Source organism: Paenibacillus sp. TAF43_2, from assembly GCF_052113545.1.
GTDB lineage: Bacteria > Bacillota > Bacilli > Paenibacillales > Paenibacillaceae > Pristimantibacillus.
Genome location: NZ_JBFRDK010000065.1, coordinates 19,202 through 30,682 on the forward strand (window position 1 = coordinate 19,202; position 11,481 = coordinate 30,682).

The window sequence follows — 11,481 nt, forward strand, 5'->3', positions numbered from 1 at the left end:
TATTCTTATATAAAATCGGAGGTCAYGGTAATGAATACAGAAAAAAAAACATTGCAAGGAACGCGCGCAAAGCTGACCTTGTTGGAGGAGCATCATGCTGGCATGCTGCTGGAAGCGGCAAAGGACACACCGATTTGGGGGGTGTCTTTGAAAGGGATTTCTTCGTTAGCTGATGCCGAGCAGTATATTGGGCAAGCCAAAAAAGAAGAGGCAGCGGGAACCTGCATTCCTTTTGTTATATGGGATCAGGTGCAGAATAAAATCGTTGGGAGTACCCGATTTTTCGATATTTCAGCAGAGCATCGCGGTTTGGAAATCGGCTACACTTGGATGAACCCCAGCGTTTGGCGGACAAGGGTGAATACCGAATGCAAATATTTGCTGCTGCGCGAAGCATTCGACAATCACAACATGATCAGAGTACAGCTTAAAGCGGATCTTCGTAATACGAGGTCACAGGCAGCTATTGAGCGCATCGGTGGCATTCGAGAAGGGGTGCTGCGCAACCATCGCGTGTTAAGTGACGGCTATATTCGCGATACAGTAATGTACAGCATTACGAATCAGGAATGGCCGTCGGTTAAGGCAAGGCTGGAGTCTTATCTCTCTAAATAAGAATGGAGTTAGACCCTTTCATTTGTAGATAATGAATCATTTCTTGGCAGCTCACCTCGAGTCGGTATACATCACGAGCATGGAGGATACAGAGACCTTGGACAATGAACATGACGGTAGAAAACATGATCGTTCTTCAAGCGCTCAAACCTTTCGCCGAGGCAGCGCGATTGCATTCCTTATATATTTAAAGAAATTTCATAGGTTGAATTTCAAACCACAAATAATTAATTTATAAAGGTTGTGATTCCATGTTCATGCCAGTCACCCTTCGAGGGGATCTAGTCCATCTGGAACCAATGACAATGGACCACGTCGATGCTCTCTGCTCCGCCGCTTCGGAAGATCGGTCACTTTATATGTATACCAATGTGCCCAATGGGCGGGTGGATACCGAACGATACATAAAGGGTGCATTAATGTCCTACGAGAAAGGCCGTGCAGTGCCGTTTGTGGTCCGTCATATTGAAACAGGGCGTATTGTTGGAACCACAAGATTTCTGGATTTAGAGGTTTTCTCATGGCCGCCTCCATGGCCTCCAGGCGTTGCGAGCGGACCATCGCCTTCGGATGAGAAACCGCCAACCGTGGCCGAAATCGGCAGCACTTGGTATGCAGCCTCRGTTATTCGTTCAGGAGTTAATACAGAGTCTAAGCTTCTTCTGCTTACCCATGCGTTTGAAACGTGGAAGGCGACTAGAGTTTCGCTCAAAACAGATGCTCGCAATTTACGTTCTCGTTCAGCGATATTACGGCTTGGTGCTGCTTTTGAAGGTATTCGAAGGGTACATGTCCCTGCAAGCGATGGGGGTATTAGAGATACAGCTTATTATTCGATACTTGCCGAGGAATGGCCAGCGGTGCGAGCCAATCTTCAAGAACGTCTTCAAAGAGGCCCAAATCGTCGTTGATATTTTAGCAAATGTCGCATGTGAAAATGAACTGAACAAATAATAAGCTTAAAAACGAGCTCCCAAACGATCAATTTAGCATAAATGAACTTGCAAAACAGTACATTCAGATGAAGGTAAGCAAGTTAGGAGGGAAAAAATGTGGAAACCATATCAAGAAATACTGAATCATGAGGCGGATTTTAGGGTTAAATATAGGTTCTATTCTCATGAAGAAGGGGGCAGGAAGAAGCCTGTATTTCAAGGTTTACGCACTGATTTCTTTTATGATGTTAATGATAGCAAGGAAGGTATTTTTTCTGCTATCTTTCCAGAGTTTGAAGACGAACATGGAAATATTATATTAAATGATGCTAGACCTGTACCAATAGAAGGCACTGCTAAAATGTGGATTATTTTCTCTCAAATGAGAAGAGAAGTTCACGTGAATAATATTAAAATGGGAATGATAGGCTATTTCATGGATGGTCCGAAGAAAGTGGCGATTGCTGAAATTATTGAGATTTTAGGGCTGCACTCTAATGCGGAATTCATAAAATAAGATATTTAATTAAAATGTGATTTTTTAACAAGAAACTGGACAGGTTTTTTTGGGCAACTCCTGGCACACTTCTCAATTGTACATTGCTGCGCGTGTAGTTACCTCACTCTTCTAAAGCCAAGAACACAAAGAAGGTTAACTTAATGAGTACATCAATCAGCAGCAGCTTCATCCAAGTGCACAAATGCACTTATTTAACCAACTACTTTTCAAATTTGCTCAACTAGATGTATTTGTGCACCTATTTTCTTCATTTCGTCTTGTTTGTTAAAAATCAGGTGCACTTCTGCACTTATTTAAATTCCAAAAGGCAGAATTGCTTGATCTCATCCGAGAGAATTCTTTTTTTGTAGAGGGGACGAATGAACGGGCAGATCTTATCGAGGCATGCAAGTTATCCTATACAAATTTGTAATTAAAATTCAATATTATCTTAACCTAAAACGAACCACTAGAAGCGATTCTAGGGCTCGTTATTTTTTTGGATATGACTTTCAAGTTGCGGGTTATCGTTAAGACAGGCTATTTGGTATTACAAGTGCTGGATCAGTTGATTAACGAGCTTCTCCAAGTAAAGCTGGTCAACCTCGTCAAAACGATCAAGCTCAGGACTATCTATGTCGAGAACGCCGAACAACTCGTCGTTTATAATAATTGGAATAACGATTTCGGATTGGGATGCGGCATCACAGGCGATATGTCCCGGAAACTCATGCACATTTCCAACTCTGACAGTCACTCTTTGGCTGGCAGCTTTCCCGCAAACGCCCCGATGTAGAGGAATGCGGACGCAAGCGGGCAATCCTTGAAAAGGTCCTAGGACTAGTTCTTCGCCCCGATACACGTAAAATCCAACCCAATTAATATGATCTAAAAATTGATTAAGCAAGGCCGATGCATTGGACAGGTTGGCAATTACATCAGATTCACCCTCCAGCAAAGCTTGAAGCTGCCGGATGGCCAAATCGTATTTTTGCTCCTTTGATCCTTCGTAATGTTCTGGATGAAACATCGTTCGACTCCTTTATCTTAAACGGGATTAGTTTATTATTTTTTGTTGTACATCACATTTTAGCATACTCCCTAATAAAATTTAAACATTTCGAGATAACTAGGAAATGAAGCAGCGGAAATCAAATGGATTAATTTTCAATGGGAGAACGCATACTAACAAAAAGGAGTGATGGTTATGGAGAATAATAAAGACAATCCGAAAAAAGACTACAAGCCAGACATTACGAATTACGATTATGTTTGGGGCAGTGACCAAGATGAATATGTGAAAAACGACCAACCTGCTGACGAAGCAACAAAGCAAGAAATTGAACTTTCCGAAAAATGATTTAATGGCACGTATATTTAAATCAGGAAGAAAAAAAGTCCCTATTTTTAGGGACTTTTTTTGCTATTTACACCATTGGTAATTAGTCGTAAAATAAGACGCGAAATGGGAAAGATGAGATATTTTCTATGGGGGAATGATAATGGGTTCGTTCATTAATTGGTTGAATCGTAAACGAATTATTCCTTGTGATTTATGTGGAAAAGAGCTTAACATTTATGCATATCAATCAGACGACTCATTAATCTTACTATGTCCATTATGTAAGCAATACTATTTTAAATCGGATGCGACTTCACCAATTGTTAAATATGATCTGCCTGAAGGTCTTAGAAAAATATTTGAAATGGACCCGGATAACAAATATTATATTGGAGGTTCAATTAGCGAAGCGTATGAACCACGTTGGATTAAGGTTTTACGCAAACTATTACATTAATTTAGTTTAACTATCGTTCTGCGTTAGAGTTGAAACCAGTTCAACCTTAATTCTGTCGGGGTCTTCAAAAAATACTGCATAATTATGCTCCCCTCCAGCATACGGATGTTTGTCTTCGTACAATATCTTCATACCACGTGCTCGCAACTTTTTGGTGAAGTTATCGACTTGCTGACGGGATTCTGCTTGGAAAGCCAAATGGTTCAGCCCTACACGACACCTATGATAAGTGGTATCTAGGTACTTTTCCTCTGCTTGAACGAATACAATATATGTTTCTTCATGCTTCCAACTTATCCCTTGACTCCATTTCTGAAACTCCTCATAACCGAGTTCACTTAGAAACCATCCCCAAAATTCTGAAGAATGCTCTAAATTTGAAACGTAGATTTCAATATGATGAATGAGACCTGCTTTTTTGCTCATAGAATTTCCTCCATTTAAACAATCATAAACAATTAAATCCTGTATATTTATTGTTCTCTCTTGCTCATAGCAAGAAATAGCCGTTTGTTTCATTCAAATTGATCAACGATTAAAGATGATTTCGCCAATTTTTCGGTATCCTATGGAGTTGGGGTGAATCAAATCCTTAGACCAAAAGGTGTCGTCTTCAGCTATTGGATGATTCCAGAAATCGATAGGCATTAATTTGTACTCGCTGCTAAGTGAACGAACGACTTCATTTGCTTGCAGCAGCTGTTCTTTTATTACTCGTTTTTTTTCATCAGGCAAAGGCAATCTAGCTGTAAAGTCGGGAAGATTTCCGATTATAACAGCAGCGCCTGACTTGCGTAACGCATCTATCATGAGCTCCATTTCCGTCTTATACTCATTGAAGTTCCAGCGGCCTTTTAAAATATCATTTGCGCCTGCGATTAGGCTGACTAAGTCGGGCTCTAGTGCTAGAGCCTCTTCCAGCTGCTTTAAGCGAATTTCTTTGGTTATCAATCCACGTTTAGCCAAATTGGTGTATTTTAATGCGGGCTCATGCAGCTCGGCGAAGTGATGGACCCAGCTCTTTAATGGGGTCTCCTCAACTTCATCACCAATACCTTCCGTAAAGCTATCACCTATGGCTACAAAGTGTTTCCACATATCGGGCACCTCTTTCTATTTTATGTATACCTATAGTATAAGACACCGATGTAATGGAGTCGAAGACTAGATGAATCAAACTATTGATTTATCTAGTCTTTTTTCTGTCCAAATGTTAAAAACGTCAATGTTGAAAGCACATGAAATCGCTTAACATTAAACTAGTGTTTGTATTGCTTTTGAGCACAATCTTCTAAATAATGAAAAAGTGTATACGGTGAAGCCGCATCATTTGCAAGTGGAAACAAAAAACAAGACTAAGCTGCTGATTCATGGCAATCTTAGCAAAAATGGAGGCGGTACATATCCGTACAGGGTTTAGCAGAATAAAGAGCTCACTGTTGCTTCGCTTCGCGTTATTGCTGGCTTTGTTGCTGATACCGATTATCTTGATCGGGAACAACTTTTATTCTGGAGGCAGGGAGCTGCTGCGAAGGGAAATATCCAACTCGATGGAGTCGAGGGTTGATGCGAATATACGTGCGATGGAGAAGGAAGTCGAACGGATTCAACTGCTGCAGTTTGAATTAATTAACGACGAATCGCTGAACAAGCTGGCGGTTATTCCAGACTACATGAATCAATATGACAAAAGCCAAGCCATATTAATGGTACAGGACAGGCTGTTTGCACTAAAAAACAGCAGCGTCTATATATCGGATGTGTCCGTACATATTCCCTCCCTTAACCGTACGATATCCGCTATGCAGGGAACGGGCGCAATGATGCATGAACAATTTAATGCTACTAGTGAGCTGGCTAGAAAAAGTCCGGGAAAAGCGATCTATTTCCTCAATCATATTCCGTATATTGTACTTGTTCACGAGGTGCGTGGTTTGTACGAAGCGGAAAATGCGATGTATTCCATTATTGTGGAGCTCTCACCGAATGAGCTAAGCAAATCACTTTCCTCTTTAGAGAGCAGTGAGAATAGCGGCTCCGTTCTAAGCGACCCGAACGGCGATTTTATTATTCGCACTCATCATTATGAGAATCCCTATTTGGATCAGTACATCGATCAATATAAATCGGGTGCACCGAATGAATACGAGAATATAAGGAGTATTGGCGAGGGAGATGATAGAGTGCTCGTATCCTCTCGGTTCTCTGAGCTTCTCGGGTTCTCGCTCATTCATTTTGTGCCTGAGAAACATTTGTTCAATAATTTACATCGTTACCAGCAGCTGTTCTGGGTGTTAATTGCTGTATTCCTCTTCTTTATTATTGTTTTGTGTCTTTCCTTGTACCGTATGATCCATCGGCCGTTGCTGGCGCTTCTGCGCGCATTTAGGAAGATGGAGAAGGGCGAATTGGACGTAACGATTACCGAGAACAGCCGCAGCGAGTTCGGATATTTGCTCCAGGGCTTTAATAAAATGTCCCGTTATATGCGGGATTTGATTGAACAAGTATATACGCACAAAATATTAGTTCAACGAGCTGAGCTGAAGCATCTGCAATCACAAATTAATCCGCATTTTCTATATAACAGCTATTTCACGCTGTATAACATGATTGCGGTAGAAGATCATGACAGTGCCAAGCAGTTCGCTTCCCAGATGGGCAGCTATTTGCAGTACATTACCCGCAATTCCTCAGATGAAGTACCACTTTTCGAGGAGGCCAAGCATGCCACAATTTATGCTGAAATTCAGGGCAGGCGCTTCCGGCTGCGGATGAAGGCCAAGTGCGGCGAAGTTCCAACCGCTTACCTTGAGGTTAAAGTACCGCGGCTTATTCTTCAGCCCTTAATCGAAAACGCTTTCGAGCATGTTTTTGATCATGTGGAGGAAGGAGGACTTCTGTCAATCACTTTCGAAGAAGCAGAGGATTGTTTGTTGATTCGTGTGGAAGACAATGGCCTATTATTGGATCAGGAACGGCTGGAGATGCTAGAGGAGCTGCTGAGAACGGATGAAAGTACGATTGAAACGACCGGCCTTCTAAACATACACCGAAGATTGCGGATGAAATACGGGGAGCGAGGCGGACTCGTTGTGGGGCGCAGCCGTCTTGGAGGATTGGAAGTTCGCTTGACCATATGGAAGGAGGACAAGGAGTATGCTTAGATTGTTAATTGTTGATGACGAGCCCGATATTGCGGACGGCCTCTATACGCTTCTGCAGGAACGTTTTACGATCGAATTTGAATTATATAAGGCTTATTCTGGAAAGAGCGCACTCGAATGGTTAAGGAGGGGCAAATTTGACATCGTATTGACCGATATTCGAATGCCTGTTCTAAGCGGTCTGGAGCTTCACAAGCATATTCGCAGGTTATGGCCTAGATGCAAAGTTGTTTTTTTGACCGGGCATAGCGAATTTGATTATGTATACGAGGCTATCCATTATGACAATACCAGCTATCTTCTTAAGACGGAGGGTCATGAGAAAATTTTGGATACGATTGGCAAGCTGGCAGAGGATATCGCTGGAGAACATCAGATTGAAGGTCTTATGGGCAAAGCGATGCAGCAGATGGAGCAAACGCTGCCGCTGCTTCAAAACGAGCTGTTAAGCGAACTGCTCTATGATGAATCATTTGATAGGCGCAGCAGATCCAATCAATTCGAGGAGCTCGGTATTCCGCTCGATCCGAAGCGTCCAGTTCTCCTTATGATRGCTAAACTGATCGGATTGGATTCTGAATCGCGGCAGTCTGGAAAAGCGCGGCTGCACGCAGGGATGAAGGTAATCGAGGAGCAGTATGGTTATTCCCACCTGCATATGAAGTATATATTTGTGGACAAGGAAACAATGGCCTGGTTCATACAACCGGCAGCCATTCATCTAAGCGAACCGATTGAGCTTGAACAATCTGCTTTGTGGAGCGACACTCGACTAGCGGTTAGGGAATATGCGGAGAATGCAGAGGCTGCCTTTCAGCTCTCTTTCCATATTTCACTATTTTTTCTGCTGGACAGGTCTCCTTGCGAGTGGGATGACATTGCCGACCGATGGGCGATGCTGGAGCATGAGTATCATCGTCAATCCGGTGATCGAAACGGTGTTGTTCAAGTTGAATTTGACGAGACCGAGCTTTACCTTACGAAGATGCTGCGCAAAACGGATTTGTTTGGCGAATATTTAGCAAACGGCCAAGCCGAAGCGTTTGATTCCGCCTGGGATCACTTCAAAGCTGAGCCTATGCGAATAGAATCGGTTTACTCTGCGCTATCGCTTGTTTTCCTGCGCCATATTCATCGATTTAATTTGCAGGAGCGCCTTTCGGTACGCATTGATTTGTCGGTATTAATGCAGCCGGCAGCTGATCAAGCGAATCTGGCATCATATATGGATTATTATTATCGGCTTGCCATGACGATTTTTGAGATGCAGCAGCAGGACCAGGCTGAACGCCGCGACCGAACCATTGATCTTGTGAAGGGCTATATTCACAATCACCTAGGAGAGGATCTATCTTTGGTGCGTTTATCTGAGATTGTACAATGGAATCCGTCTTATTTATCCAGAGCATTCAAAAAGGTGACAGGTACAAACGTGCTCACTTATATCCATGAGGCTAAGCTGAAAGAAGCGATGCGGATGCTGCTTCAACCAGATCTGAAAATTCATGAAATAAGTGCCGCGCTTGGCTTTATTTCACCGCCCCATTTTACACGATTCTTCAAGAAAGCAAGCGGTTATACCCCACAGGATTACCGATCGCTGGAAGAACGATGATGGATGGGCTTGCTCGGCAAATTTTTGCACAAAGGTAAAAAATAGATAAGCAGAAGTAAAGAAATGGCCTGTTACGTAAGTCGATGTAGCGGGCTTATACTTTATTCATGCAAGTGATAGCGTTTACAACAAAAGGGGGATTGAACATGCAACACAAAAGCTTGAAGCGATATTTAATTCTCGCTACAGCAGTCATGCTTCTCTTAACATCAGCATGCAGCACTACGAATAACGGTGCGAGTGGAAACAAGGGCAAGCAAGAAAACACTGCAAGCACAGGCGACAGCAAGGGCGCAGCGAATTCGACAGACAAACCAGCCGATGGTGTTCCGCTGGGCAAATATGAGCCTGCAATTGAGGTGACAACCGTAAGATCGCTGCCGCCGTCGATCAAGTTCGAGAAGGGCGACAGCATAGACAACAATATTTGGTATCGCTCTTATGAAGAGGAGCTGGGTATTAAGCTGATCAATAAGTGGAGCGTTCCACAGACACAGTGGCAGCAAAAAATGAATGTGACCATCGCATCTGGCGATATTCCTGATATTTTGACGGTGTCAGCGAATGAGCTGAAGCGCCTTGTCGATGCCGATATGGTCGAGGACATGACGGAAGTATTCGAGAAATATGCCTCGGAGAAAACGAAGCAAGTCATAAGTAATGATGGAGGCAATGGAATGAAGGCCTCCACCTTCGAAGGCAAATTGCTTGCACTGCCTGGTGTTACCTTCACAGGTACCGGTGCGCAGATGTTATGGATTAGACAAGATTGGCTGAAGAAGCTTAATTTGCCTGAGCCCAAATCGATGGAGGACGTATATCGCATTGCCGAGGCGTTTGCGAGTCAAGATCCTGATGGCAACAACCAGAAGGACACGATAGGGCTGGGTGGAATCAATAAGGATCTGAATTCCTTAATGGGCTTCTTCGAGAGCTTCCATGCCTATCCAGGCCGCTGGGTCAAAGATGATTCTGGACAGCTCGTCTACGGAGATATACAACCAGGACTCAAGCCGGCGCTGCAGAAGCTGCAGGATCTGTTCAAAGCAGGTCTGATCGATCCAGAGTTTGCGGTCAAGGATCAGGCTAAAGCATACGAATTAATTGCCGGTAACAAAACGGGCATGTTCTACTCAGGCGAGGGTGCCGTGTGGTGGCCTTTGACGGATCATTATAAGAAGGAAAAGTCGGATTGGAAGCCGTATCCGCTTATATCCTTTGACGAACAGCCAGCCAGCACCTCGGGCGGCATTCCGGTTGGGAACTACTATGTCGTGCGCAAAGGCTTCAAGCATCCGGAAGCGCTTGTGAAGCTGCTTAATTTTGCGGTAGAGAAGCAGTATGGTCCAGAAGGTCGTCTAGATGCCTATTGGTACGGCGGAGAAAACAAGGAAATTAATGTATCAGCATTTGCAGCAGTCATTATTAGTGATCCATTGGAGCTCATTAATATTCACCGAGGTGTTCAGGCATCGGAGGATGCAGGGAAGTATGTAGATAATCCGATTGCGGATGTAAAACATCATTATGACCTCTACCAGTTGTGGTTATCGGGGAAATTTAAAGACAGCAACGAGGAAGGGCAAGCATGGTCATCCTACAAATGGGCTGGACCTGGTGGCGGTATGAATGTAGTCAGCGACTATGTGAAGGAAAACAAGTACCTGGTCGATGAATATTCGGGACCGAGCACGCCGACGATGACAGCCAAGAAAAGCACGCTGGATAAGATGAAGCTGGAAGTGTTCACGAAAATTATTATGGGGCAATCGGATGTAAGCGAGTTCGATAAGTTTGTAGCGGATTGGAAGAAATTTGGCGGAGATGCAATTACGGCTGAAGTAAACGAATGGTATAAAGCTAAACAATAACCTGAGAAGGGAGAGGAAGCAGCTTGAATGGCTTGCTTCCTTTCTTACTCTATCAGCTTAGAAAGGAATGATCATGTTGCAAGCGGCGACCGTCAAAAGAAGACGATCTTGGAAGAAGCATCTACCTCTGCATCTTATGCTGGTGCCCGGAATTCTATTGTTAATCATGTTTCATTATATCCCTATGGCAGGAATCGTCATTGCCTTCCAGAATTTCATTCCTGCTAAAGGCTTCTTCGATTCCAAATGGGTGGGTTGGAACAATTTCGAGTTTATGCTCCAAATGCCTGGGATTGGCCAAGTATTATGGAACACCATTTTTATTGCTTTTCTGAAAATCATCTTCGGGCAAGTTGCCCCTATTGTGACGGCATTGCTGCTTAATGAAGTGCGGAAATCATCGATCAAGAGATCGGTGCAGACTCTTATTTATTTGCCGCATTTCCTATCGTGGGTCATTCTTGGCGGCATTCTGATCGATATTCTCTCACCATCACAGGGACTACTGAATGAAGTGATTAGCTGGTTTGGAATGGAACCGCTATTTTTTCTTGGCAATGATAAGCTGTTTCCTTATGTGCTCGTTGTCACGGATGTATGGAAGGAATTCGGGTTTGGCACGATTGTTTATCTCGCTGCGCTTACAAGCATTAATCCTACATTATACGAAGCCGCCATTATGGATGGGGCAGGCAGATGGAAACAAACGATTCATGTGACATTGCCAGGCATGCTTCCCATCATCGTGCTGCTCGCGACACTCGGGCTTGGGGGCGTACTGAATGCAGGCTTCGACCAAGTATTCAATTTGTATAACCCGCTTGTCTATCGTACGGGAGATATTCTAGACACTTTTGTGTATCGACTAGGTCTTATAGATGCTCAATATGCGGTTGCGACAGCTGTCGGCTTGTTCAAATCGGTGGTCTCTTTGATTTTTGTAGGAGCATCGTACTGGCTGGCTTACCGTATAGCTGGAT

12 protein-coding genes are annotated in these 11,481 nt (G+C 43.5%); 9 read left to right on the plus strand and 3 right to left on the minus strand.

From position 1 onward, the window contains the following. Positions 1–30: 30 nt before the first annotated feature. The 3 genes from AB4Z17_RS15755 to AB4Z17_RS15765 all read left to right on the plus strand — a co-directional run bounded on the left by AB4Z17_RS15755 (position 31) and on the right by AB4Z17_RS15765 (position 2,067). Positions 31–615 carry a GNAT family N-acetyltransferase gene (locus tag AB4Z17_RS15755; protein WP_441960752.1) on the plus strand — a complete coding sequence of 195 codons (585 nt, stop codon included), beginning with the start codon at positions 31–33 and terminating at the stop codon, positions 613–615. Between the two features lie 251 nt (positions 616–866). Continuing rightward, positions 867–1,526: a GNAT family N-acetyltransferase gene (locus AB4Z17_RS15760; protein ID WP_441960753.1), complete on the plus strand. Its 660-nt coding sequence runs from the start codon at positions 867–869 to the stop codon at positions 1,524–1,526. A 139-nt stretch (positions 1,527–1,665) separates the two neighbouring features. After that, on the plus strand, positions 1,666–2,067 hold the full coding sequence (locus AB4Z17_RS15765) for a hypothetical protein (protein WP_441911821.1): 402 nt from the start codon (positions 1,666–1,668) through the stop codon (positions 2,065–2,067). A gap of 532 nt (positions 2,068–2,599) precedes the next feature. Here the strand turns inward: AB4Z17_RS15765 and AB4Z17_RS15770 are convergent. After that, on the minus strand, positions 2,600–3,079 hold the full coding sequence (locus AB4Z17_RS15770; RefSeq protein ID WP_441960755.1) for a GAF domain-containing protein: 480 nt from the start codon (positions 3,077–3,079) through the stop codon (positions 2,600–2,602). Between the two features lie 177 nt (positions 3,080–3,256). Between AB4Z17_RS15770 and AB4Z17_RS15775 the strand changes: the two genes are divergently transcribed. Beyond that, positions 3,257–3,409, plus strand: a complete 153-nt coding sequence (locus AB4Z17_RS15775; RefSeq protein WP_339208423.1) for a hypothetical protein — start codon at positions 3,257–3,259, stop codon at positions 3,407–3,409. 142 nt (positions 3,410–3,551) lie between these two features. Continuing rightward, the gene (locus tag AB4Z17_RS15780) at positions 3,552–3,848 is read left to right on the plus strand and encodes a hypothetical protein (protein ID WP_441960757.1); all 297 of its coding nucleotides are present in this window, start codon (positions 3,552–3,554) and stop codon (positions 3,846–3,848) included. Positions 3,849–3,854: 6 nt separating this feature from the next. Here AB4Z17_RS15780 and AB4Z17_RS15785 read toward each other — a convergent pair whose 3' ends face one another. Both AB4Z17_RS15785 and AB4Z17_RS15790 read right to left on the minus strand, forming a co-directional pair. Further along, positions 3,855–4,274: a VOC family protein gene (locus AB4Z17_RS15785; RefSeq protein WP_441911816.1), complete on the minus strand. Its 420-nt coding sequence runs from the start codon at positions 4,272–4,274 to the stop codon at positions 3,855–3,857. Between the two features lie 102 nt (positions 4,275–4,376). Next, positions 4,377–4,946, minus strand: a complete 570-nt coding sequence (locus AB4Z17_RS15790) for an SGNH/GDSL hydrolase family protein (RefSeq protein ID WP_441960759.1) — start codon at positions 4,944–4,946, stop codon at positions 4,377–4,379. A 272-nt stretch (positions 4,947–5,218) separates the two neighbouring features. On the opposite strand from AB4Z17_RS15790, the gene AB4Z17_RS15795 reads away from it, so the two are divergent. The 4 genes from AB4Z17_RS15795 to AB4Z17_RS15810 form a co-directional block, all read left to right on the plus strand. Continuing rightward, positions 5,219–7,015 carry a sensor histidine kinase gene (locus tag AB4Z17_RS15795; protein WP_441960761.1) on the plus strand — a complete coding sequence of 599 codons (1,797 nt, stop codon included), beginning with the start codon at positions 5,219–5,221 and terminating at the stop codon, positions 7,013–7,015. Next, positions 7,008–8,630: a response regulator transcription factor gene (locus AB4Z17_RS15800; RefSeq protein WP_441960763.1), complete on the plus strand. Its 1,623-nt coding sequence runs from the start codon at positions 7,008–7,010 to the stop codon at positions 8,628–8,630. Before AB4Z17_RS15795 ends, AB4Z17_RS15800 begins: the two co-directional genes overlap by 8 nt. Before the next feature lie 146 nt (positions 8,631–8,776). Beyond that, complete coding sequence (locus AB4Z17_RS15805) at positions 8,777–10,501, plus strand: extracellular solute-binding protein (RefSeq protein WP_441960765.1); 1,725 nt, start codon at positions 8,777–8,779, stop codon at positions 10,499–10,501. 73 nt (positions 10,502–10,574) lie between these two features. After that, positions 10,575–11,481, plus strand: a 907-nt coding sequence (locus tag AB4Z17_RS15810; RefSeq protein WP_441960767.1) for an ABC transporter permease, incomplete at its 3' end; no start/stop codon positions are given.